Below are 21,934 nucleotides of genomic sequence, written 5' to 3'. Positions count from 1 at the left end.
ATTCTCGGCTGCAACCAGCTCCCAGTACGAATCGACTCGTAGCCGAACTGCCGGAGCATTGCCGTTAAGAGTGATCCACTGCGCAAAGGAAACCGGACGCCCGATGCACAGAGGGGCGGTCAGACTGCAAGGTCCCTTTGTAACTACCCATGGCCGAACCTGTGCAAGCGCCATTCGTTGCTGTAGCTGGTTCGCGTCTCTCGATAGCTTCAGTGCGCTCCGTGCAATCCATAGTGACCCGAGAGTTCCGATCAATGCTATTCCATCAATCCAGTCAGCCATTGTGATTGCACTCTCAAAAATGGGCCTTTAGGGCTGATTTACGCTTCGCGATCACGAAGGTGGGCCTACTTGCAAGATTCATAGACTAAGTCATCCATTTGGCGGCTCAGCGCGAAGGTGCGTCGGTGGCCCGCAGCCTCGAAGGCGGCGGCACGTTGGGCCTTCGCCCAAGCGCAGCGATCCGGATTCTTGTACTGGGAGAACTGGATTGCGGTGCCGCGAGAAGCCGGTGCAGTGCGTGTGCGTTGTGTCCTGGCGGCAGATTCTTGGCGGATCAGATCGAGGCGACGCTCATTGGCGACTACTTCGGGTGATCTCGGGGCGACCTCCGCAGACCACGTTTTGGTCGCAACGCCGTCATCGCAAGGTCCGGATCGATATTCGGTACCGGTCTTGGTAACGCATTTGTTGACCTGCTGGGCGTGCGCACTGCACGCGAATAGCAGAAGACCAGCTGAAATCCATTTCTTCATTGCTTCCCCCTATGCAGGCGGAAGCTTACCGCGCCGAGTGCGTCAGGCCAATCGGGCGTGACGCGTCACGATAATCAGAAGCTCGGCGGGTAGGGTTTCGATTCCGGGAACGTGCCCATGGGGCGCTCACCTACGCGCACGATGGCGCCCCCGCTACTTGCCGCCATGACCGTGCCCGCGCCGCCGCCGCTTCCACTCGCTACGCTCGCAGAATCAGCGGCGGCACGGTCACTGTCCAGGCGGTACAACCGCGGCTCCTCCTCGCGCTGGGGTGCTTTCCTCGGCCACGCCGTTGCGACCGTTTCGAAGGAGCCTGCCGTCAGGCGCACCCCATACACGGCAACCCTCAGCCGGTAACCCATCGCAATCAGCGCGTCAAAGGTCAGCTGATCGACTGTGTTGCCGGAGCCATCGACCCATTCGACCATGCCCACCGAGCGCTCCCCGAACTGGGCAGTAAAGGCCAGCCGAATCCGATTCGCCTGCGTCATGGCGGCCACGTAGCGCTGCTCCACGGTCATCCCGGCCATTGGATCGGCCGCCGGAACGGGAACGGCCGCGGCCGGCACAGCGCCGGTGCTGATGGGCTTGTTGGCCCCCTGCCCCTGCGTTGCCTTGGCGCCTGCCGGAGCCTCTACGGCAGCTTCAGGCTCATCGTCGTCCATCATCCTGACGAAGTAGCCGCCGAACGCCCAGATGCCCACCACAAGGCCCACGGCGGCAACGGCGATCTTGGGCCCAAGCTGCTTCCAGATGTTGGTTCCGCCCTCCTCGTAAACTTCCGCGTTCTCGGCGCCGACCGCGTAGCCGTGATACAGCGGATAGATGGCCGGATCGTACTTGAGCGTCTTGCCACCCACGACCTCGAACTTGCCCGGGCTGGTGGTGTGGTAATACGTGACGCGATAGCGCGACTTCAGACCAACAGCGGTGAGCTTCTGGAAGACGTTCTTGCGCTCGATACGCGCCCTCACCGCCTGATGCACGCGGTTGATCCACTGCGTCATGATCAGCACATCGCCGCCGTTCTGGCCGATCAGGGCGAAGAAGTTCTCCACTTCCTCGGGCAGCTGGTTGCGCTGTGCGACGTAGAACTCGTGCACCTCATCGATCACGACGAGCGCATCCTTGAACTCATCGGGAATGCACCACTGGCCGGTTTCCGGATGCCTGGAGCAGACGAAGGTCGTTGCAACGTCCTTGGTCTCAACCAGCGTCAGCAGCTGGTGGACCTCATCCACGGGCATGTTCAAGTATTCGGCGATGCGCTCATGGTGCAGGCCATTGAGGCGCGCAAACACCCGGCGCCCCTTCTTGAGCGTCGGCAGAATGTGGTTCTTGACCGCATCGTAGCTCTTGCCTGCGCGCGGTACGCCCTCGTTGAAAACTAGCATTTCACCACTTCCCCAAGGTCAGAATTTTCCGGGTGATGAAGAACACGATTCCGAGCGAAATCACTGTCATGCACTCGGGAATCTTGAAGATGTTGACGAACCACGCGATGGTCGGCCCGGCGTTGGCGAACAGGGTTCCGAGCTTGTACTCGGTCATGAACTCAGGCACCGGCAGCTTTTCCAGTGCGTGTGCGGCCAAGTCCAGGACCTGTTCAATCGCGTACAGCACGAGGTCACGAAAGAACTCAACGATGGCCGTCCAGAGGCGCTCAACCTGCTTGCGTATGAACTCGGTCAGGTCGTTGAGCCACCCGGCTTGCAGCGTCACGAATGCGATTAGGTTGATCATGTGAGCGCGATCTTGATTGTGTGGAAGGCGGCGAACGCGAGCAGCAGCCAGCCCAGCAGCTGAAGGATGGCGACGATCTCAGGCTTGCACAGGAAGTCGAACGTCATGGCGTCCCAATACGGCGTTGCCGGGAAGGTGAAAACAGGACAGGAGGCGCTGACGCTGATCTCAAAGAAGCTCTTGGTGGCGTCAATGATCGGGGCCTTGCTCACCCGTTCGGCGAAGTCGTCGTAGAGCTTCTCGACGGTCTTGCCTTTCGCCTCATACAGCGCGTCACCGTCGCCCCCGGGTTGTCCCGGGCCATCGCCATCACCATCGCCGGGGCCTGGGCCCGGCCCCGGGCCTGTACCGCCACCACCGTCCCCTCCCCCATTGTCGCCACCACCATCACCGTCACCGCCGCCCGGCCCAGTGCCGCCGCCATCACCGCCACCGGGATTGGTGCCACCGCCGTCGCCGTCGCCGCCTCCGTTGTCGCCACCACCATCGCCGCCGCCCGGGTCTGTGCCGCCGCCATCACCGCCACCGCCTTCACCCGGATCACCACCATCACCGGCATGGGTCGGTTGTCCGCATCAAGCGCATAAGCAAAAGCGCCATATCGAACACTGGCACCTTCAGTAATGGGCGCAACACTGCAATCTTCACAGTACTGTCCACCGATCTCCTCAGGCGGGGCCGTGACAGCAGCCCATACAGTGGTGGCCGCACCCTGTGGGATCGTCTTGTAGACCAGGTCGGGAGCGCCCACCTGCTTCATGTCATCCAGCAAGGCCTGGAACACGCCCTCTTCGGCATACCGCCCAGGTTCCGTGGCGATGGCGCCTGGCATCAACGCACAGGCACGGACACCGCGATGCTTATGGCGCCGGTCAAATTCCACCGCGAACAGCACGTTGGCAGTCTTGGCCCGGCCGTAGGCAACCCAGGGGGTCATAGGCAGTCCGTTCGAAGTTCGGATCATCGATATCAACGTCACTCAAGCGGTGACCTGCGGACGACAGACTCACCAGTCGTCCGCCGTCAACGATCAAGGAGGCGATGCGATTGACCAGAACGAAGTGACCCAGATGATTGGTGCATGAGTCGTTAGGCCAGCTAAACAAACGCCGAGACCCCGCATGAGCGCAGCCGGTAAACACCGGTGCCGTCGATGCTCCGCGCAGACGTTGAATCCCTGCTACCCGGTGGGCAGTGCCTTGGGGCGGCTGCCGTGTCGTTTCTTTGCGCGGCGATCTTCGGCCACCACGCGTCTGCGCTGCGGTGAGGCCAGCTGCTCACGTCGTTCGACCAGGAAGTCCATCAATGCCCGGACCTTCGCCGGCATCTGGGCGCGCGATGGGACGTACAGGAAGAAGCCGGGAAATGGACGGCACCACGGCGCCAGCACGCGCACCAGTGCACCGCTGGCCAGGTGCTCGCTGACGCACAGATCGATGTGGCGAATCAGTCCCACACCCTGCAGCGCGGCCCGGAGCATGCTGTCGTCGTCGTTGAACACCGCGTTGCCCTGCGGTTCGAAGACCAGCTTTCGGCCTTGGCCATCTGGTGCAGTGAACGTCCAGTGGTCGATCGTCCCACTGGACGTGAACCGGTAGGCCAGGCAGTTGTGCCGGATCAGATCAGCGGGAGTCTCGGGTAGACCGTGCTGCTCGAAGTAGGCCGGGGATGCGACGATCGCCATCTCCAAGGGGGGCGTGATCGGCACGGCCACCATGTGCTCGTCCAGGCTCTCGCCCAGGCGGATGCCGGCGTCCAGACCGTTGGCGACCAGATTGGAAAAGCCGTCATCCATGATCAGTTCAAGCCGCAGCTTGGGATAACGTGCCAGGAACTCGCCCATGTGCGGCTCCAGCAGAAGTCGTGACGCGATGCGCGAAGAGTTCATGCGTATCACACCCGAAGGCTCTGCATGGACCTCCCCCAGCTCCTCCACGGCTTTCTCGATCGCCGTCAGTGCCGGCTGCAGCACGTCCAGCAGCTGCTGTCCTTCTTCGGTCAGCGACATGTTCCGGGTGGTGCGGTGCAGCAGCCTGACATCCAGCCGCTCCTCCAGTGCTTTGAGGTGCTGGGAGAGCGCTGCCCGTGTGATCTCCATCTCGGTGGCCGCCTTGGTGAAGCTGCGATGCCGGGCGATATGGGCGAACCAGGTCAGGGACGTTACGAGCGAAGGTTCGATGGGCATTGTTTAGTTCTTCTTACGGCTCATGTATCCGGAAGACTATTTATTGGACCCAATCCGGTCAATAGGATGGGCTCTGTCGGCAGCAGAGCCGGCCACCTCACACCCACACCGGAGCACGCACATGCGCAACGTCACGTTCAAGAATCTCAATGGCCAGGGCGTCACCACGGCGGCCACCCTGTACTTCCCGGAAGGCTTTGACGAAGCCCGAAAGTGCCCGGCAGTCGTCGTGTCCCATCCCGGTGGTGGCGTGAAGGAGCAGACCGCCGGACTGTACGCCAGGAAGCTGGCCGAAGCAGGCCTGGTCACGATTGCCTTCGACCGTTCGTACCAGGGCGCGAGCACCGGCGAACCGCGGCAGCTGGAGAACCCCTATGTCAGCACCGAGGACGTGAGTGCGGTCATCGACTACCTGACCACCCTCCCCTACGTGGACCAGGACAAGATCGGTGCGATGGGTATCTGCGCCGGCGCTGGTTACAGCGCCAACGCCGCCATCAACGATCGTCGCATCAAGGCACTGGGCATGGTCAGTGCGGTCAACATCGGCCAGATGTTCCGCAATGGCTGGGAGAACACGGTCAAGGACGCCGATGCCGTGGGCTACCTGGACTTCGGCTCCAATGCGCGCACCACCGACATCGCTTCGGGCGAGTTCGCGACCATTCCTCTGGCACCGCTGCGCGAAGAAGACGCGCCCAATGCCGAGCTGCGCGAAGCATGGGAGTACTACCACACCCCGCGCGCCGAACACCCCAACGCGCCGGGCTTCGCGCTGACCCGCAACCTCAACCAGATCATCACCTACGACGCCTACAACAAGGCCGAGGCATTCCTGACCCAGCCGATCCTGGCGGTGGCCGGCAGCGTTGCGGGCAGCAAGTGGATGAGCGATGACCTGCTGGCGCGGGCTGCGAGCAAGGACAAGGCGTTGCACGTGGTGGAGGGCGCCAACCACATGTCGCTGTATGACGTGCCGAGGTTCGTCGATGAGGCGGTCTCGGTGCTGGCCCCGTTCTTCCAGACCCGTCTGAAGTAATCCAGATGCCCGGTGAGGCGGCTACGGCATTGCCGGGCCGCCTGGGCATCCCATCGAATGCGTGAGCAGAACATGACTACATCCACATCATCGAAGGACAAGGCGCCTTCGGCAGCCCAGGCGGCCTGGGGTGATCTCGCCCCCGCACTGGCCGACTACACCGACCGAGTTCTCTTCGGTGACCTGTGGGAACGGCCTGGCCTTTCCCCCCGCGATCGCAGCCTGATCACCGTGTCTTCGCTGGTTACGCTCTATCGCATCAACGAACTGCCCTTCCACCTCGGAAAGGCGCTGGACAACGGTGTGACGCGGGAAGAACTGGTCGAGCTGATCACCCATCTCGCCTTCTACTCCGGCTGGCCGACTGCCTCCACCGCTCTCGGCATCGCCCGTCGCGTCTTTGAAGAACGCGGCATCTGACCAGGAGAACGCCATGAGTTCCATTTCCATCAGGACTGTCAGCTATCAGAACCTAGGTTGGCAGACCGCGGCCGATCTCTATCTGCCGGCTGATTTCGATGAAAGCAGAAAGTACCCCGCCATCGTCAGCACCCATCCCATCGGCAGCTGCAAGGAACAGACGGCGGGCAACATCTACGCGAAGGGCCTGGCCGAACAGGGCTTCGTGGTGCTGGTGCACGATGCCAGCTTCCAGGGCGCCAGCGGCGGCGAGCCTCGCTTCATCGAAGATCCGTCGATCCGCGTTTCGGATATCCGTTTCGCCGTCGACTACCTGCAGTCGCTGCCGTACGTCGATGCAGGCCGCATCGGTGCCATCGGTGTCTGCGGCGGCGGTGCGTACACCATCCACGCCGGCATCACCGACCACCGCATCCAGGCGCTGGTATCCATCACCGGCGTGAACTACGGCCGCCTGATCCGCGAGGGTTTCGCACAGTTCAAGCCGCGCGAGCTGGCAGCCAACATCGCCGCCATGCGCACGGCCCAGGCGCAGGGTGCCGAGCGTGATGTAGCCAACCTGTTGCCGGATTCGGTTGAAGCGGGTAAGGCTGCAGGCATCACGGATATCGACGTACTGGAAGCCACCGAGTACTACAAGACGGCTCGCGGCCAGCAGCCCAATGGCGCCACCAGCCAGCTGATGTCCTTCAGCGGTGCGGCGATGGGTTGGGATGCGTTCCTCAACGCCGAGGTGCTGCTGACCCAGCCACTGATGGTGGTCATCGGTGACAAGCCCGGCGGCTTCGGCGCCTATCGTGATGGCTGGGAGATCTACAGCCGCGCGGCCTCCGAGAACAAGCAGATCGTCGTCGCTGAAGGCTGGTCGCACTACGACCTGTACGACAAGCCGGAGCCGGTCGCGATTGCGATGGCCCAGGTGGTTCCGTTCTTCAAGGCCAACCTCTGACCGACCGGCAGGTCGTCAATCAGCAAGCAAAGGAAGTGAACATGAAACCCCTACTGTCCGGAAAGACCGCCATCATCACCGGTGCCAGCAAGGGCATCGGCCTGGCCACGGCAAAGCTGTTCGTCGAGCAAGGCGCGAATGTCGTCCTCACTGCGCTCAAGCAGGCCGACCTTGATGCCGTGGTGAAGGACATCCAAGACGCCGGTGGCAATGCACTGGGCATCGTCGCGGACTCGGCCGATCCGGCAGCGCCCCGGCTGGTGTTCGCCAAGGCAATCGAAGCGTTCGGCCAGGTCGACATCCTGGTGAACAACGCCGGGTATGGCGACATGATGTCCATTGAAGAGTACACGGACGAGCACTTTGACGAAGTGGTGCAGGTGAACTACGCCGGCGTATTCCGCTTCTGTCGCGAGGCCGTCGGTCACTTCATTCCGCGAGGCACCGGCGCCATCGTCAACGTTACTTCGGTGAACGGATCACTGCCGCTGGGCGGCCTGGCGTACGTCTCCACCAAGGCCGCCGTGAACGCGATGACCACCAACATCGCGGTTCGCTTCTCGGGCACCGGCATCCGCTGCAATGCGGTGGCCCCGGGCAATACCGATACGCGGATGGCCCGTGACTGGGCGGCGGGCAAGCTCACCGGGGGATCGACCATGGTTCCCTACATCACCAAGCACACCGACCAGTCCCTGCCGTTCACGCAGCCCGAGGACCAGGCGAACGCCATCCTCTATCTGGCAAGCGACATGGCACGCGCCGTCACCGGGCGGGTTCTGGTGGTAGACAACGGCGCCTACATCGGTGCCTGACAACAAGGAGTCGTGATCATGAAGAACGTTCTCATTCTGGGCGCAAGCGGCCAGATCGCCCAATGGGTCATCAGATCGCTCGCCACAGAGAAAAACATCCAGCAGACCCTGCTTCTGCGTGACCCGAAGAAACTGACGGGTAAAGAACCTGCCAACGCGAAGGTGGTCATCGGCAACGTCCTGGACAAGAAGCTGCTGAAGGATGCGGTCGCAGGACAGGACGTCGTCTACGCCAACCTGACCGGCGAAGACCTGGACAAGCAAGCACAGGCGGTGATCGCCGCGATGAACGCCGCAGGCGTCAAGCGCTTGATCTTCGTCCTCTCGCTGGGCATCTACGACGAGGTTCCGGGCAAGTTCGGCGAGTGGAACAACGACATCATCGGCGAAGACCTCAAGCCGTTCAGGCGTGCAGCGGACGCCATCGAGGCCTCTGGCCTGGACTACACGATCCTGCGCCCGGCCTGGCTGACTGACGAGGACGAGGTGGACTACGAGACCACGGAAAAGGGCCAGCCGTTCAAAGGCACCGTGGTTTCCCGCAGGAGCGTGGGTGACCTGATCAGCCAGATCATCGTCGATCCAACTCGCCACACTGGTGGGAATCTGGGGTTGAACAAGCCAGGAAGCGATGGCGACAAGCCGTACTTCATGTAACCGCGACGGATCCCGGGCACCCAGTGAGAATCCCGCACCTTGATGCCAGTGGTCGCCCGGGCCTGCGAGCCATGTGTCCTCCCGGCCATCATGGCTCCTACTCGCGTCGGCTCAGCAGACATCTCGTCGACTGCTGGTTGGATGCGTGGCCAGAAAGCGAAGTGGAGTACAGGGATCTGGGAGCGGCACCACCAAAACAGGTGGGTCCGCGCTGGATTCAGGCGGTGTGTGATGGTGGTCCGCTGTCACGCGCACAGCTCGACGCCGTGGCTGAGAGTGATCTGATGGTGGATGAGCTGTTCTGGGCAGACATGGTCGTCATTGGAACGCCGTTGTACGACCTGACGATGCCATCGTGCCTCAAAGCATGGCTTGCCAACGTTGTACACCAAAGCCGGTCCGTGCCGGATGACGCAGAAAACGCCGACCCTCGACGAGCCTTCTGCGAGCGGTTCTTTCCCGTGGTCGTGCTGAGTGCGCGCGGTGGCCACGGCATGGATGAAGGCGGCGAGTTCGCGCACCTCAACAATCTGGAGTCCAGCCTGCGCGCTGCGCTGGGCCGCATTGGAATCACCGAGATACATGCCATCGCGGTCGAGCACACCGCCGAAGGAGGCCACGCACTGCGGCGATCCCTGGCCAACGCGATCTCGAGGATGGAGTGCCTGGCAGCCGCACTGCTTGACCGCTATCAGCACGATCGGCAGCAGACGACAACAACCCTATTCTGAAGAACGAAAGAGGCCAACCCATGGAACGTCCCCACATCATCTGCCACATGGAAACATCCATCACTGGCAAGGCCTACGGCCCGTTCATGGATGTTCCGCTTCGCGCTGCATTGGCACGTGCCTATGACGAGACGCATCTGAGCTTTGGCAGCCAGGCCTGGCTCTGCGGCCGGGTAACGATGGCGTACTTCGCCGGTACTGGGGCCCCCCGCTTTGATCCCAAAGCCCCCCGCGTGGCTCGACAGGACTACATCGGTGATGCAGGTGCGCGTGATTTCGTCGTCTCCATCGATGCTTCCGGAAAGCTCCCCTGGAACAGGAACACCGTCCAGTATGGGTTGCGGCCAGAGGCGCATCTGATTGAAGTGCTGACGGACCGCGCCTCTGATGATTACGTCTCCTATCTCCACCAGCGGAAGATCTCGTACATCTTCGCCGGTGGCGATGAGCTCGATCTGGGCTTGGCGGTGCAGAAGCTGAAGGTCTTGTTTGGCATCCAGACACTGGTCGTTTCCGGGGGGCCCATCGTCAATGGAAGCTTCCTCCATGCGGGACTGATCGACGAGATCAGCCTGGTGACCGTTCCTGCCCTGGATGATGCCAACGACACCCCGACCTCGTTCCAACGCCCGGCGAGCCTGAGCTCGCAGCCACCACGCACGTACACGCTGAAGTCAGCGCAGGTTCTTTCGGATGACGTGCTGTGGGTGCGCTACGTCACCCCTTGAAACGGTCGAATCAATCCGGTTCGGCCCCTGAAGAGATACTCTTGTGAAGCTAAATAGCATTGAAGGAAAGATCGCCGTGATCACTGGTGCCTCGAGTGGCATTGGCGAAGCCGCGGCGAGAGCACTCGTTGCAGAGGGCACGTCGGTGGTGCTGTCCGCGCGCCGGAAGGACCGCATTGAGGCCTTGGCGGCCGAACTCGGACCGCAGGCACTTGCCATTGCAACCGACGTAGCAGATCCAGACCAGGTGGCGGCCCTCTTCAGCGAAGTCCGCCAGCGATTTGATGGCTTGGACTTGTTGTTCAACAACGCCGGCATGGGTATTGCGGGCCCATTCGAAGGCAGTACTCCTGACGACTGGCGCCGCCAGATCGATGCAAATCTCTATGGCGTGCTCCACTGCACGCACGCCGCTCTGCCGCTGATGAAGGGCCGGCCCGGGGCAATGATTTCCACGGTCTCAAGTGTCGGTGGCAAGACGAGCGCCCCCAACTGGGCCGTGTACTGCGCGACAAAGTTCGCTGTCAGCGGGTTCTCCGATGGGCTGCGCTAGGAGCTTGCAGGGCAAGGCATCCGGGTCTCACTGATTCATCCGGGTGCGGTGCACACCGAGTGGGGCCACAACGTGCCTTCGGACGTGATGCGGGAGCGTCGTGAAGCGATTGACGCACTTCCTCCGGAAGACGTCGCCAACGCACTGGTCTACACCTTCGCTCAGCCGCCAGGCGTGCTGCTGGACGACATCGTTATCCGCCCTACCCTGCAGCTGACCCTCTGAGGTTTGCGCTTCAGGAGAACTGACATGAACAGAATCTGGTTTATCACGGGTGCATCGCGAGGCATGGGCCTCGAGATCGCCAAGGCCGCGCTCGCAGACGGCGATAGTGTCGTGGCCACGGGGCGCAGCATGGAGCAGCTTCGTGCTGCCTATGCAGACGCGCCTCAGGATCGTATCGAGCTTCAGGTCCTTGACGTGAGCAGACAGGCGCACGCACAACCCGCAGTCGATGCAGCCATTGCTCGCTTCGGGCGGATTGACGTGCTGGTCAACAACGCTGGCTTCTGCCTGCTCGGGCGCTTCGAGGAGGCAACCGCCGCGCAGATCGAGCAGCAGTTCGCCACGAATGTCTTCGGCATGGCGAATGTCCTCAGGGCGGTGCTTCCGGTGATGCGTCGCCAAGGCCGTGGGCGCGTGATCAATACCTCGTCCATTGCAGGCGTGAAGGCTGTTGCCAACGCAACGTTCTATTCTGCGTCGAAGTTCGCCGTTGAGGGAATAACGCTGGCGCTGGCAGATGAAGTAGCGCCGCTTGGGATCCACGTCACCGCGATCGAGCCGGGCTTCTTCCGTACCGAATTCCTGAATGACCGGTCCGCCCGGTACGGTGACGTGTCGATTGCCGACTATGCGCCGTTTGGAAACGCCCGAATCCTGCTGGCATCGGCAGATGGCCAGCAGCAGGGAGACCCGGCCAAGCTTGCACAGGTCGTCCTTCAGGTCGCCGGCATGGAACATCCGCCGCGGCAGCTGCTCATCGGCAGCGATGCAGTGGACTTCGTCATGCCGACGCTGGAAGGCCGAATTGCCGAGACGGGCAGGTTCGAGGAACTGACCCGCTCCACTGACTTCTGAGGAACAGGAGGTGAGGCGCATGTTCTGGATCCAGATTATCGGCGCCTCGATCGCAGTGGCGTCCCTCGCGGGATTTGCCGTCCTGCTTGCGGTGAGCGTCATCGAGCGACGGCAGGCCGGCGAGACTGTGGGAATCGAACCCTACATGCCGGGCGCAGACGCGCGCGTATCCGGTGTTGCGGTGGTGTATTACTCGCGCTCCGGGAACACAGGTCTTGCAGCCCGGCATGTCGCCCGGCAGCTGAAGGCGCGCCTCTACGCCCTGAAGGTGCCCGGCCATGAGCTTGGTGTTGGCGGTCTCGTGGGTGCGTTGAGGGCCGCGGATGGATTGAAGCGGGACGCAGGGGCGTTGCCGAGGACATGGCCGAGGACCATTGACCTGGCACCCTTCGACACGGTCTGGCTGGGCTCCCCGGTCTGGCTCTACAGCCCCGCTCCGCCCATCTGGTCATTCGTCGAGAACAATCGCTTTGATGGCAAGCACGTGGTGCTGTTCAACACTTACAACAGCCACATTGGCGATGAATATATCTCGGCGTTCCGGGACAAGGTGATGAGCCGCGGAGCGCGCTCGTTCGAGCATCGGCAGCTACTCCGTGGCCGTATGACACGACAGCTGTTACCTGAAGAGATGCTTGAGGCGATTGACCGGGAATGGTTCGGAATCAACCCGGACTCGCCTCTTTAATACGAGTGGAAATTGAAACCATTGTGCGCCCCATCAGTGGGGTGCACCAACCATGTGAACGCAATGATGAATGATCTACTGCTTGAACCCTACGTGTTCAGCAACGGCACGGTGCTGCGCAACCGAATCGTGATGGCACCGATGACGACCTGGTCCTCGAACCCAGACCAGACAGTTTCCGACGAGGAGCTGTCCTATTACCGCGAACGCGTGCAGGGCGTCGGCCTTGTGCTGACGGGCTGTACCCAGGTGCAAGCCAACGGCGTCGGCTTCACCGACGAGTTCGCGTCCCATGATGATCGATTCATCCCAAGCTTGCGGAAGCTTGCACAGGCCGCAAGGAGCGGCGGCGCTCCTGCAGTCCTCCAGATCTTCCACGCGGGTAACAAAGCGGTGCCGTCGCTGATCCTGGAGGGTGAGCTGGTAAGCGCAAGTGCCATGGCCGCACCGAAGGGGCCCTTCAACAATGGAGAAGTGGCCAGCCGCGCACTTGACCCTGATGAGATCCTGGCTGTCATCCATGACTTTGGTGAGGCCACCCGTCGCGCGATCGAGGCGGGATTCGATGGCGTGGAGCTTCACGGGGCACACGGCTTCCTGATCCAGAACTTCCTGTCGCCGCTGTTCAATCAGCGCTCCGACGAGTGGGGAGGTTCGCTGGAGGCGAGGATGCGCTTCCCTCTGGAGGTCGTACGCGAAGTGCGTCGCGTGATCTCGCTTCGCGCCCAGCGCCCCTTTCTGCTTGGGTATCGGATTTCGCCCGAGGAACCGGGTGACGGTGCGTTGCGTGTCGGGGATGCCTTGGCATTGGTCGACAAGCTGATTGAGGAGGGCAACCTCGACTACCTGCATGCATCCCTTTACAACGTCCTGGTAGGAAAGCCTCTGGATGCGGATGATGAGCGAACCACCGCCGAGCTGTTCATTGAGCGCGTTGCTGGGCGCCTGCCGTTGATGGCCGCAGGCGAGCTACGACTGCCCCGGGATGCTCGCAACGCTCTGGACCGAGGGTTGTCTCTTGCTGCAGTTGGACGTGGCCTGGTGCTGGATCCGCAGTGGGTGGAGAAAGCAGTAGCGGCACGCGACGGTGACATCGTGACGGCGCTGGATCCAGACGCCGAGGCTGTTGGCCTGAAGATTCCTGCCAAGCTGCTTGGGGTGATCCGTTCGAGTCCCGGGTGGTTCCCTGCGAGATCGGTTGCAACGCCGGAGGCGGCGTGCAGCTAAACGCGGCTCCGCACCCTCGTCGCGTAGACAGCTTGGCATCGCAGCGACCGATATTGCCCACTCATGTCATATGAGCCGTACCAGTCCATCCTGCTCTGATGGGTTGGATCCTACAGAGGTAGATGCCTCACGGGGCGACGCAGGCATGTGAATGGGGGTCTTAAGCGGCTATCCGATTGGTGCATCGCGACCATGGGTGCTCCGGCACCCCATCCGCGCCGCCGACCCGCGTCAACGCAGGTCAATCGCCTCCCCCCGCGATGTCCGCTTTCGACCAGAAGTGGACAGTCGCCCTATCCCCGATAAACATCCCAAATCCCTTCCCCGCCGATGTCCGCTTCCGGCCAGAAGTGGACATTCGACCCGCCCATTGGATCTCGCCAATCCCCGTTGCCCGATAATCAACACCGGCAGGCAACTGCCGCACCTCCTTCCAGGCGACCACAGCACTTGTGCCGCGACTGATGCGATCACGCTGCCCCATCGCTGCTCACAGTTTCATGTTCAGCCCTATGTACAGCTGCCGGCCGGCCGAGGGAGAGAACATCGGCTGCGTCTGGCTCTGGAAGAAACTGTCATACCACACGTAGGCGTACTTGCGCGCGGTCGCATTCTTCAGCTGCAGGTCCACGCTCCAGGTGGGGTCGATCTGGTAACTTGCACTAAGATCGAGCAAGGCGAAGTTGCCATACTTGCCAGCCACATTGCGCTCTTCCAGGTAGTAGTCACCCTGCGCTCGGCCCTGCACACCGATCTTCAGCGCGTCGGTGGCACGAAAATCGACACCAATGTTGCTGATGTAGCGTGGCACCGCAGCCACTTCATTGCCTTCCAGCGATTCCACACCGACGCGGCCATCGCGCTCGATCTTCGCCTCCTGGTACGCATGTGAGGCCCACACCGTCCAGCGTTCACCGAGCTGTGCGGTGATCTGCGCATCCACGCCCCGGCGCCGGGTCTTGCCCAGCTGCACGGTAGTGCCGGTCGCGGGCATGTTGGAAATCTCATTCTCGGCGTCCTGCTGCCAGACGGCCAGGCGCGCCTGTGTACTGTGGAAGGGACTGAACTTCACTCCCAGTTCCATACCGGTGTTGGTGGACGGGCTCATCGCAACCTGCCCTGGCGTCAGGTAAGCCGGCGCTGTGCCGCCGGTCAGCACCTGGGCCGTGCGCCCCCAGTTGGCGTAGACATTGGCACCAGGGGTCAGCGCATAGACCACGCTCAGCTTGGGTTGGTTGATGTTTCCGTAGCGCTGCAACCTGCCGGTCGTACCATCCACCAGGCGCGTGCTGCCGCTGTAGCGGTCAACACGGTAAGCGGGAACGATCTTCAATGCCTCGATAGGCTGGTAGATGGCCTGCACATACGCGCCCCAGTTGTCGAAGCTGTATCGCTCATCATTCTGGATGCGCGCGGGGACCGCCCAGAAGTCGGTCGGCTCAGCGTAGCTGAAGCGCATGCGCTGGTAGCGGTTGTCCTGCAGCTCATAGTTGAACCCACCTTCCAGGGTCAGCATGCTGCTGGCATTCCACGTCAGGGTGTTGAGCATGCCGAACTGGCTTTCGTCCCAGATGCGTCGCTGCCGCGGCGCATTACCGATGGGCAGGTCGCTGAAGGTGATGCGGCGATCATCTTCATAGCTGTTGTAGTACAGCTTGCTGCCCAGGTACAGATTCTCGGCCAACTTCAGATCGACATGGGCGGCTACCTGGCGCATGTCACGATCGTCGCCGTCGTTGCGATTGCGCAGATCGGATCCACGGCGGTGCGAATTCAGTTCCTCTGCCGTCATGAAGCCGGGCTCTCCGGCTTCGTTGTGGTAGGCGCGGGCGGTCAGACCCACGCGCAGCCCGTCCTCTTCCAGGCTGCCGTAGAACCACTTGCCACCGACGCTGTACTTCTTCGATGTATCGTGGTCGCGGTAGCCATCGGAGTCCTGGTAGCCCACGAAGTAGTTATGGGCAAATCCATTGCCTTCCCGGCCCAGCGCCAGCTGGGCGCTGCGTGTGTTGTAGCTGCCGTAGCCTAGCCGCGCATCAGTGTAGTTGCCACCCTGGCGGGTGCCGAAGTTCACGTTGCCACCGATGTTGTGCAAGCCGTAGCGCGGATCATTGGTGCCACGCACCACTTCGATGTAACTGATTTCCAGCGGGAACAGCATATCGATGAAGCGCTGGTTGCCACTGTTGACGTTGCTGGGCACCCCATCGATCAGGGTCTTGATGGCGTTGAGGTAGCCCTCGCCGTTGAACGCTCGGAAGCTGACCTTTCCGGACTCGGCGCCCTGGCGGGTTTCGGTGAGCTGGATGCCCGGCATCTGCCCCAGCAGTTCCCAACTCTGCGAAACATTCTTGTCTTCAATCTGGTCCGCAGCCAGCACATCAACCGAGGTCAGCACCTGGTGTGCCGTGAGCTGGCCTTCCGAATGCGCGTGGACATCGACCTTGCCCAGGGTGAGTGCGGAATCGATCGATTGCGCGCTGGCCTGCATGGACAGGCAGGCGGCCGCAATGGCTACAACCAAGGTATGGATCTTCATGAGCGTCTGATGAGGAGGGGAATGGAGGCGGGCTGACCTTCTTAATATGCAATGATATAACATAGCTAGCCTTCTACAGGACACTTTGCTTTGGACACGCCCTCCTCCGTTGTCGACATCCAGGACCTTCGGGTCGCTTATGCGGGTAGAACCGTTCTGTCCGATCTCTCGCTGCGGGTTGCCGCCGGAACCATCTACGCACTGCTTGGCGGCAACGGGGCAGGCAAGTCCACCACCCTATCGGTGCTGCTGGGCTTCCTGAAGCCGGCCACTGGCCAGGTCAAGGTGGGCGGCTTCGTGCCTTGGGAGGAGCCGGCCAAGGCACGCAGCCAGTTGGCGTATCTGCCGGAAAACGTGTCGCTGTATGAGCACCTGAGCGCGGTGGAGAATGCGGACTACCTGCTGTCGTTGAGTGGAACCACACCCGACCGTCAGGCGATCGCCGATGCGCTGCGCGCGGTTGGCCTGCAGGAAGCGGCATGGCATCAGCGGCTGGGACGCTTTTCCAAGGGCATGCGGCAGAAAGTGGCAATCGCCATCGCGCTGGCCCGTCGCGTTCCCCTGCTTCTGCTGGACGAGCCGACCTCCGGTCTGGACCCGGGTGCAAGCGCTGATTTCCATCAGTTGCTGGAGTCGGTACGCGCGCGAGGCACGTCGGTACTGATGGTCACCCATGACCTGATGGGGGCTGTTGACGTGGCTGACCGCATCGGCGTATTGGAACGGGGGCGTATCGGCTACGAGGCCGACCGCGCTCACTTCGACCTGCCCTCGCTGCATGCGCACTTCGCTGGCCGGGCGGCCATGGCATGAGCGCCTGGCGATCGGTGATGCGCAATGAGCTACGCGCCATGCTGCGTGACCGCACGGCGCTCTCGGGCGTCATGCTGCTTACGCTGCTGGCGCTGGCCGCCACGCTCGTGTCCTGGAACCACATGCAATCGGCAGCTGATTACCGGGCCCGGCAGCAGGCCGCCGCCCAGCAGGCATTCGATGCGCAGCCAGACCGCCACCCACACCGGGTGGTGCATTACGGTCACTTCGTCTACCGGCTGCCCTCTGCGCTGGCGGCCTTCGATCCCGGCGTGGACCCGTTCACCGGCAGCAGCCTGTTTCTGGAAGGTCATCGCCAGAACAGCGCCAACTTCGGCGATGTGATGCAGAGCTCCATCCTGACCCGGTTCGGGCAGTTGACCCCGGCCTTCGTGCTGCAGGTGCTTGCGCCCCTGGTCCTGATCTTCTTGGGGCACGGCGTGCTTGCGCAGGAGCGCGAACGCGGAACCCTGCGGCTGTTGATGCTGCAGGGCGCGCCAGCACGGTCGATCCTCCTCGGCAAGCTGGCCGCGCTGTGGGTGATGGCGGCGGTGTTCATGCTGCCGGCCTGCACGGGCTTGGTGATACTGGCCGTTTCGGGCGAGGGCTCGCTGGGTGTTTCGCTGCTGTTGATGGCGGGCTATGCGCTTTACCTGGGAACCTGGTGCATGCTGATCGTGGCCGGCTCGGCCGTGCTGGCGCGCCGTCGCGATGCGTTGCTGGGCCTGGTTGCGATCTGGGCCGTATCGACGCTGCTGGTACCACGCGTGGCCCCGGACCTGGCCCATGGCACCTTCCCGCTGCCGGACCGGCTGCAGACCGAAGTGGCAATCGGGCGTGATACCCGTGCGCTGGGTGACAGCCATGATCCACAGGATCCCTACTTCGCGACGTTCCGCCAGCAGGTGCTGGACACGTACGGCGTGACGCGCATCGAGGACCTGCCGGTGAACTACAAGGGACTGCTGGCACTGGAGGGTGAACGGATGACCTCGTCACTGTTCAACGCCTACGCGGCACGCAATGCCGAAGCACAGCACCAACAGAACCGTTTCGTGGGTCGTTTCGGCCTGCTCAGCCCGTCCGTCGTGCTGTCACAGCTGTCGATGGCAGCTGCACAGACCAATTTGGCTGCGCATCTGCAGTTCGTTTCCCAGGCAGAGGCCTACCGATACCAGATGGTGCAGAATCTGAACCAGCTGCAGGCCGATGCGGTCAGCTACGCCGACGATACCGCCAAGGATGCCGGTGCTGACGCTCGCAAGCGTGTTGACCGTAGTCACTGGCATGACATTCCCCGGTTCACGTTCCAGCCGCAGACTGTGGCCTCGATCGTGGCGTCCCTGCAGTCCGGCCTGCTGGCACTGCTGGGATGGTTCGGTGCGGGTGTGCTGCTGCTGTGTGTGGCTGCGCGACGCATGGAGATTGCACGATGAAGGTCTGGCGCTATGAGTGGGTGCTGCTGCTGCGCTCGAAGATCGCCGTGGCCGGGCTTGCCCTGTTGACGGCGCTGACCGTGGCCAGTCTTGTCTCGGGTATCGAACGGATCGACAGCCAACGCCGAGCAATCGCACAGATTCCTCAGTTGCAAGGTGAAGACCTGGCGGCAGTCATCAAAGCCAACGCCGCTGCCGGCGACGCCGGGCAGACAGCCTATTACACCTTCCATCCCACCTGGAACCCTCCGTCGGCGCTGGCCTTTGCCGCGGTGGGCATGCGTGATGTCGCGCCCTTCATGCTTCGGGTACGAGCGTTGGGCCTTGAGGCGCAGATCCACGATGGCGATGTCTTCAATCCCGAACTGGCATTGGCCGGGCGTTTCGACTTCGCGTTCCTCCTCACCTTCCTGGCGCCGCTGTTTGTGATCGTGCTGTTCCACGACCTCCGCTCCGCCGAGACCGAATCTGGCCGGGAAAAGTTGCTTGCAAGCCTGCCGGGCCAGCTGAAGTGGATCTACGTGCGCCGCTCCCTGGTCAGGCTGATCGCGCTGGGCCTTTGCCTTGGCCTTCCCTTCGCCGTTGCCGCCCTGCAGGAGGCTGTCGCGCCGGCGCAGATTGCCGGGGTACTTGGGTTGATGCTTGCATACCTGCTGTTCTGGTCGTCCGTGGCCGCTCTAATCGCTTGGCGCGGCTGGACTTCAGGCACCAACGCAGCGGCACTTGCCACGGCCTGGGCCGTTGTCGCGCTGATCCTGCCAGCCGTGTCCAATGTAGTAATTGAGCGCGCCATTCCTGTGCGACAAGGGGCCGAGATTGCGCGGGCGCAGCGCGAAGCCGTCAACCATGCATGGGACATTCCTCGCGAGCAGACCATGCAGCAGTTCTATGCAAAATATCCGCAGTGGAGCCATTCCGCCCCGCTCGGCACGGCCTTCCACTACAAGTGGTACCTCGCCTTTCATCAGAATGGAGACGACGCTGTCCAGCCACAGGCGATCGCGTATCGCGATGGAATCGAGCGTCGTGCGTCGGCCGCTTCCGCACTGGGATGGGTGTTGCCGCCGGTTGGGGTGCAAGCCTGGTTGACCCGCATGGCCGGTACTGACATGCAGGCACATCTGACTTACCAGGACCGCATCCGCACCTACCACGCCGCCCTGCGTCAGTTCTACTACGGGTATCTGTTCGACGACCGTCGTTTCGGCGAGAAGGACTATCGGCTCGCGCCGGCCTTCATGGTCGCACCTGCCGAAGCGAGCGCAGACCACGACTGATCCTGCAGATGATGGTGTCAGGCGGCTCACCTGGGGGGTCCACCAGCTGCCGGGCGACAACCGCGCGCAGGCGCATTTCCAGGCAGCACCTGGCCGCGCACCCGCCCTCGGCGTAACGCTTGCCCTACTCCGTAATTGAACCCGGCTGGTAGACTTCGCACAGCTTTGGACGGAAAGCCCCATGGAGCGGTGGTATCTGGCAACACTTCTAGCCTTGATCCTGCACCAGATCGACGCCGCGTTCTGGCATGAGTGGGACATGTTCAGGGTCCCCGGGGGCATTCAAGGATTCCTGGTCTTCAATTTGGCCGCTGTGGGTGTCCTGCTGCACGGGTATCACCAGGTCGCGCTGGCCAAGCCGTCCGCGCGAGCGTATGCCCGCTTGTGCGGAGCGACAGGTGCCGGCACAGCGGCAATCCACGTCGCATTTGCAATTGCCGGCCGTGAGGAATTCCATCTCCCACTGTCCATCGCAGCCCTGGCTGCATGTCTCATTGCCGGTGCCGGCCTGCTGCTGAGCAGCCGGAAACCGTCAACCCATCAGTAGACGCGTCGCGCACAAGCGAAGGCTGAGCCGCGCGCGTACCATCTCACTCACGCTCGATACTGAGCCCACCTCAACCTGCTCCCAAGTGTCACCGCGAGCTTGAAAGTATTCAGATTGCGCGCCATGCCCAAGACCACCTCGCAGCAGGATCATCGCTCCAACGCCGCGGCTTGAACTGCCTTTCGATCAAGCTCGAATTCGAGTGCCTGGATAGCTCGGGACAGCGCTGTACGGGCGTGCTCTCCTGCCGCGTTCACAACGGCGGGGTCTGCTGACCGTGCCAGCGCCCTGAATGCCTTCTGCAGCCGGATGTTGATCTCCAGCGAGCCGGCTGCATCCCTGGAGATTGGTGTGAATGCATCCTCGAACATGTCGCGGACATCGAGGCACTGCACGTGCACACACGGATAAAGCACATCACACGTCGCAGCGTCCCCGGTGTGACTGGCCCATTCACAGAGCAGCCTGACACAGGTACCGATGACGTCGATGCAGGTGCCAGGGTCGTTCACCGCAGGTGACATGGCTCGCTGGGCAATTTCCGCAAGCACGACCAGCCCGAACCGTGGGTCATTCTCGATGGAGCGCGCGTCACTGAAGGAGATGGCTGAAATCATTTCACTCTGCACGTCCGGAAGTGGATTTCCCTCGACGGCTATCAAGGGACGGTCCGGAGTTGCGAACGTACCCGGCTGGCAGAGCAGATGAACGCGCAGATCATGTTCCTGTGCAATGCCGTCGATCCGGGCGACGTCCACATGTTCAACGTAGGCCACCTGATCGCCAACCAGCAGTACCACCCCCTCCCCTACCGGGACAGCACTGGCTCCGCCGAGCCGAGGCTCCGCGGCGCGGCGCTTCATTGCCGCTTTGGTCGCCCGCTCCACCAGATCGATGGTTTCGCCAACGCGGCCAAAGCGTGAGAACTGCTCGACAGCCCTGAGCAACGTCACTGTGATGACGATGATGACCACGACGGTTGCCCCGAACAACACAATCCGGCCGCTGTCTCCGTAGATGCCGGTGCTGAGCGCGATGAGGCCCACGATCGAGAACAGGAAGGCACCAATGAAGGTGGCCAGCGCACCTTGGGCCCGGGTGTCTTCGATCAGCAGGCGGGCCGCGCGCGGGGTGGCGCTGCTGGACGCGGACCCGTAGGCCGAGACCATGGTGGACAGCGAGAAGGTGGTGACCGTCAGCATCGACGCGGCAAGAATGCCAAGAATGTTGCCGACGGAATCTGCGCCGATCCGTGCGGCAAGGCCGGTGGGTATCAGGAACTTCAGGAACGCGCCAGCCAAGGCCGTGATGATGCCCAGGGCGCCATACAGGGTCGAGCGGAACCACATCCGCTTTGTAACTTTGCTGGCTGCAAGCCTCAATCTGGTGAGCACGGGCTACTTCCTGGGCAGTTGCGCCATCAATAGCACGGTCGGGCGCCGAGGCCACGTCAACGCAGGGTCGCGCCCGGCCCAAGGCAGATGCCGCTCCTCCGGGCAGCATCTGTGTACGGATTCTACGAGCGCACCTTGTCAAGGAACTGACGGTGGCGCTCGTACTGATCGAGCACATCGTGGATGAGTTGAACCTTGGTCCACCCCATGACGTCGTAGTCCTGCCCGCCCTCCCGCAGATAGACCTCCGCACGGTAATGACGGGTACCGTCGCTGACCGGCCGACGGGGATCCTGCAGGGCGAAGGTCGGCGCCTCATAGGGCTGGGGCCGTACCGAGTAGAAGAAGTCCATCTCCT

The 21,934-nt window shown here is 62.3% G+C and carries 24 protein-coding genes; 16 read left to right on the top strand and 8 right to left on the bottom strand.

Features of this window, described 5'->3' with window-relative positions:
- Positions 1 to 829 precede the first annotated feature (829 nt).
- From AC5YGJ_RS04500 to AC5YGJ_RS04480, 5 genes are all read right to left on the bottom strand, one after another.
- Complete coding sequence (locus AC5YGJ_RS04500; RefSeq protein WP_496185873.1) at positions 830 to 2,149, bottom strand: zonular occludens toxin family protein; 1,320 nt, start codon at positions 2,147 to 2,149, stop codon at positions 830 to 832.
- A 1-nt stretch (position 2,150) separates the two neighbouring features.
- Positions 2,151 to 2,498, bottom strand: a complete 348-nt coding sequence (locus tag AC5YGJ_RS04495; protein WP_496185872.1) for a phage coat protein — start codon at positions 2,496 to 2,498, stop codon at positions 2,151 to 2,153.
- Positions 2,495 to 2,710 carry a hypothetical protein gene (locus AC5YGJ_RS04490; protein ID WP_496185871.1) on the bottom strand — a complete coding sequence of 72 codons (216 nt, stop codon included), beginning with the start codon at positions 2,708 to 2,710 and terminating at the stop codon, positions 2,495 to 2,497. The genes AC5YGJ_RS04495 and AC5YGJ_RS04490 overlap by 4 nt, the downstream gene beginning before the upstream one ends.
- On the bottom strand, positions 2,707 to 3,435 hold the full coding sequence (locus AC5YGJ_RS04485; RefSeq protein WP_496185870.1) for an SDR family NAD(P)-dependent oxidoreductase: 729 nt from the start codon (positions 3,433 to 3,435) through the stop codon (positions 2,707 to 2,709). Before AC5YGJ_RS04485 ends, AC5YGJ_RS04490 begins: the two co-directional genes overlap by 4 nt.
- A gap of 243 nt (positions 3,436 to 3,678) precedes the next feature.
- Positions 3,679 to 4,683 carry a LysR family transcriptional regulator gene (locus tag AC5YGJ_RS04480; RefSeq protein WP_496185869.1) on the bottom strand — a complete coding sequence of 335 codons (1,005 nt, stop codon included), beginning with the start codon at positions 4,681 to 4,683 and terminating at the stop codon, positions 3,679 to 3,681.
- A gap of 121 nt (positions 4,684 to 4,804) precedes the next feature.
- Between AC5YGJ_RS04480 and AC5YGJ_RS04475 the strand changes: the two genes are divergently transcribed.
- From AC5YGJ_RS04475 to AC5YGJ_RS04420, 12 genes are all read left to right on the top strand, one after another.
- Positions 4,805 to 5,722, top strand: coding sequence for an alpha/beta hydrolase (locus AC5YGJ_RS04475; protein ID WP_496185868.1), 918 nt, complete (start codon positions 4,805 to 4,807; stop codon positions 5,720 to 5,722).
- A gap of 57 nt (positions 5,723 to 5,779) precedes the next feature.
- Positions 5,780 to 6,142: a carboxymuconolactone decarboxylase family protein gene (locus AC5YGJ_RS04470; protein ID WP_496185867.1), complete on the top strand. Its 363-nt coding sequence runs from the start codon at positions 5,780 to 5,782 to the stop codon at positions 6,140 to 6,142.
- 13 nt (positions 6,143 to 6,155) lie between these two features.
- Positions 6,156 to 7,091 carry an alpha/beta hydrolase gene (locus AC5YGJ_RS04465; protein ID WP_496185866.1) on the top strand — a complete coding sequence of 312 codons (936 nt, stop codon included), beginning with the start codon at positions 6,156 to 6,158 and terminating at the stop codon, positions 7,089 to 7,091.
- A 41-nt stretch (positions 7,092 to 7,132) separates the two neighbouring features.
- Entirely contained in the window at positions 7,133 to 7,906 is a 774-nt protein-coding gene (locus AC5YGJ_RS04460; RefSeq protein WP_496185865.1) for an SDR family NAD(P)-dependent oxidoreductase, read from the top strand.
- A gap of 18 nt (positions 7,907 to 7,924) precedes the next feature.
- Positions 7,925 to 8,563 carry an SDR family oxidoreductase gene (locus AC5YGJ_RS04455; protein WP_496185864.1) on the top strand — a complete coding sequence of 213 codons (639 nt, stop codon included), beginning with the start codon at positions 7,925 to 7,927 and terminating at the stop codon, positions 8,561 to 8,563.
- Between the two features lie 71 nt (positions 8,564 to 8,634).
- Positions 8,635 to 9,294, top strand: a complete 660-nt coding sequence (locus AC5YGJ_RS04450; protein WP_496185947.1) for an FMN-dependent NADH-azoreductase — start codon at positions 8,635 to 8,637, stop codon at positions 9,292 to 9,294.
- A 20-nt stretch (positions 9,295 to 9,314) separates the two neighbouring features.
- Complete coding sequence (locus AC5YGJ_RS04445) at positions 9,315 to 10,022, top strand: dihydrofolate reductase family protein (RefSeq protein ID WP_496185863.1); 708 nt, start codon at positions 9,315 to 9,317, stop codon at positions 10,020 to 10,022.
- A gap of 76 nt (positions 10,023 to 10,098) precedes the next feature.
- A complete protein-coding gene (locus AC5YGJ_RS04440; protein ID WP_496185862.1) occupies positions 10,099 to 10,575 on the top strand; it encodes an SDR family oxidoreductase in 477 nt (158 codons plus the stop codon).
- A gap of 48 nt (positions 10,576 to 10,623) precedes the next feature.
- Positions 10,624 to 10,800 carry a hypothetical protein gene (locus AC5YGJ_RS04435; protein WP_496185861.1) on the top strand — a complete coding sequence of 59 codons (177 nt, stop codon included), beginning with the start codon at positions 10,624 to 10,626 and terminating at the stop codon, positions 10,798 to 10,800.
- Between the two features lie 24 nt (positions 10,801 to 10,824).
- Positions 10,825 to 11,655, top strand: coding sequence for an SDR family NAD(P)-dependent oxidoreductase (locus AC5YGJ_RS04430; RefSeq protein ID WP_496185860.1), 831 nt, complete (start codon positions 10,825 to 10,827; stop codon positions 11,653 to 11,655).
- 19 nt (positions 11,656 to 11,674) lie between these two features.
- Positions 11,675 to 12,343, top strand: coding sequence for a flavodoxin family protein (locus tag AC5YGJ_RS04425; RefSeq protein WP_496185859.1), 669 nt, complete (start codon positions 11,675 to 11,677; stop codon positions 12,341 to 12,343).
- A 66-nt stretch (positions 12,344 to 12,409) separates the two neighbouring features.
- The gene (locus tag AC5YGJ_RS04420) at positions 12,410 to 13,570 is read left to right on the top strand and encodes an NADH-dependent flavin oxidoreductase (protein ID WP_496185858.1); all 1,161 of its coding nucleotides are present in this window, start codon (positions 12,410 to 12,412) and stop codon (positions 13,568 to 13,570) included.
- A gap of 490 nt (positions 13,571 to 14,060) precedes the next feature.
- Here the strand turns inward: AC5YGJ_RS04420 and AC5YGJ_RS04415 are convergent, their stop codons facing one another.
- A complete protein-coding gene (locus AC5YGJ_RS04415; RefSeq protein ID WP_496185857.1) occupies positions 14,061 to 16,109 on the bottom strand; it encodes a TonB-dependent receptor in 2,049 nt (682 codons plus the stop codon).
- Positions 16,110 to 16,199: 90 nt separating this feature from the next.
- Between AC5YGJ_RS04415 and AC5YGJ_RS04410 the strand changes: the two genes are divergently transcribed.
- The 4 genes from AC5YGJ_RS04410 to AC5YGJ_RS04395 all read left to right on the top strand — a co-directional run bounded on the left by AC5YGJ_RS04410 (position 16,200) and on the right by AC5YGJ_RS04395 (position 20,182).
- Positions 16,200 to 16,922, top strand: a complete 723-nt coding sequence (locus tag AC5YGJ_RS04410) for an ABC transporter ATP-binding protein (RefSeq protein WP_496185856.1) — start codon at positions 16,200 to 16,202, stop codon at positions 16,920 to 16,922.
- Positions 16,919 to 18,358, top strand: a complete 1,440-nt coding sequence (locus AC5YGJ_RS04405; protein WP_496185855.1) for an ABC transporter permease — start codon at positions 16,919 to 16,921, stop codon at positions 18,356 to 18,358. Before AC5YGJ_RS04410 ends, AC5YGJ_RS04405 begins: the two co-directional genes overlap by 4 nt.
- On the top strand, positions 18,355 to 19,635 hold the full coding sequence (locus AC5YGJ_RS04400) for a DUF3526 domain-containing protein (RefSeq protein WP_496185854.1): 1,281 nt from the start codon (positions 18,355 to 18,357) through the stop codon (positions 19,633 to 19,635). Before AC5YGJ_RS04405 ends, AC5YGJ_RS04400 begins: the two co-directional genes overlap by 4 nt.
- A 181-nt stretch (positions 19,636 to 19,816) precedes the next feature.
- Positions 19,817 to 20,182: a DUF6713 family protein gene (locus AC5YGJ_RS04395; RefSeq protein ID WP_496185853.1), complete on the top strand. Its 366-nt coding sequence runs from the start codon at positions 19,817 to 19,819 to the stop codon at positions 20,180 to 20,182.
- Between the two features lie 149 nt (positions 20,183 to 20,331).
- Here the strand turns inward: AC5YGJ_RS04395 and AC5YGJ_RS04390 are convergent, their stop codons facing one another.
- Both AC5YGJ_RS04390 and AC5YGJ_RS04385 read right to left on the bottom strand, forming a co-directional pair.
- A complete protein-coding gene (locus AC5YGJ_RS04390; protein WP_496185852.1) occupies positions 20,332 to 21,576 on the bottom strand; it encodes a DUF2254 domain-containing protein in 1,245 nt (414 codons plus the stop codon).
- Between the two features lie 122 nt (positions 21,577 to 21,698).
- Positions 21,699 to 21,929: a hypothetical protein gene (locus tag AC5YGJ_RS04385; protein ID WP_496185851.1), complete on the bottom strand. Its 231-nt coding sequence runs from the start codon at positions 21,927 to 21,929 to the stop codon at positions 21,699 to 21,701.
- Between the last annotated feature and the right edge of the window lie 5 nt (positions 21,930 to 21,934).

Source organism: Stenotrophomonas sp. CS3K5 (assembly GCF_059515225.1).
This window is presented reverse-complemented; position numbering and strand designations above follow the sequence as displayed.

Excerpts from the sequence above, each read along its gene's own strand:
- AC5YGJ_RS04460 (WP_496185865.1), top strand. The coding sequence starts at position 7,133 with ATGAAACCCCTACTGTCCGGAAAGACCGCCATCATCACCGGTGCCAGC.
- AC5YGJ_RS04455 (WP_496185864.1), top strand. The coding sequence starts at position 7,925 with ATGAAGAACGTTCTCATTCTGGGCGCAAGCGGCCAGATCGCCCAATGG.
- AC5YGJ_RS04400 (WP_496185854.1), top strand. The coding sequence starts at position 18,355 with ATGAAGGTCTGGCGCTATGAGTGGGTGCTGCTGCTGCGCTCGAAGATC.
- AC5YGJ_RS04470 (WP_496185867.1), top strand. The coding sequence starts at position 5,780 with ATGCGTGAGCAGAACATGACTACATCCACATCATCGAAGGACAAGGCG.
- AC5YGJ_RS04475 (WP_496185868.1), top strand. The coding sequence starts at position 4,805 with ATGCGCAACGTCACGTTCAAGAATCTCAATGGCCAGGGCGTCACCACG.
- AC5YGJ_RS04405 (WP_496185855.1), top strand. The coding sequence starts at position 16,919 with ATGAGCGCCTGGCGATCGGTGATGCGCAATGAGCTACGCGCCATGCTG.
- AC5YGJ_RS04430 (WP_496185860.1), top strand. The coding sequence starts at position 10,825 with ATGAACAGAATCTGGTTTATCACGGGTGCATCGCGAGGCATGGGCCTC.
- AC5YGJ_RS04480 (WP_496185869.1), bottom strand. The coding sequence starts at position 4,683 with ATGCCCATCGAACCTTCGCTCGTAACGTCCCTGACCTGGTTCGCCCAT.
- AC5YGJ_RS04465 (WP_496185866.1), top strand. The coding sequence starts at position 6,156 with ATGAGTTCCATTTCCATCAGGACTGTCAGCTATCAGAACCTAGGTTGG.
- AC5YGJ_RS04485 (WP_496185870.1), bottom strand. The coding sequence starts at position 3,435 with ATGACCCCCTGGGTTGCCTACGGCCGGGCCAAGACTGCCAACGTGCTG.
- AC5YGJ_RS04445 (WP_496185863.1), top strand. The coding sequence starts at position 9,315 with ATGGAACGTCCCCACATCATCTGCCACATGGAAACATCCATCACTGGC.
- AC5YGJ_RS04415 (WP_496185857.1), bottom strand. The coding sequence starts at position 16,109 with ATGAAGATCCATACCTTGGTTGTAGCCATTGCGGCCGCCTGCCTGTCC.
- AC5YGJ_RS04420 (WP_496185858.1), top strand. The coding sequence starts at position 12,410 with ATGAATGATCTACTGCTTGAACCCTACGTGTTCAGCAACGGCACGGTG.
- AC5YGJ_RS04450 (WP_496185947.1), top strand. The coding sequence starts at position 8,635 with ATGTGTCCTCCCGGCCATCATGGCTCCTACTCGCGTCGGCTCAGCAGA.
- AC5YGJ_RS04425 (WP_496185859.1), top strand. The coding sequence starts at position 11,675 with ATGTTCTGGATCCAGATTATCGGCGCCTCGATCGCAGTGGCGTCCCTC.
- AC5YGJ_RS04395 (WP_496185853.1), top strand. The coding sequence starts at position 19,817 with ATGGAGCGGTGGTATCTGGCAACACTTCTAGCCTTGATCCTGCACCAG.
- AC5YGJ_RS04385 (WP_496185851.1), bottom strand. The coding sequence starts at position 21,929 with ATGGACTTCTTCTACTCGGTACGGCCCCAGCCCTATGAGGCGCCGACC.
- AC5YGJ_RS04495 (WP_496185872.1), bottom strand. The coding sequence starts at position 2,498 with ATGATCAACCTAATCGCATTCGTGACGCTGCAAGCCGGGTGGCTCAAC.
- AC5YGJ_RS04500 (WP_496185873.1), bottom strand. The coding sequence starts at position 2,149 with ATGCTAGTTTTCAACGAGGGCGTACCGCGCGCAGGCAAGAGCTACGAT.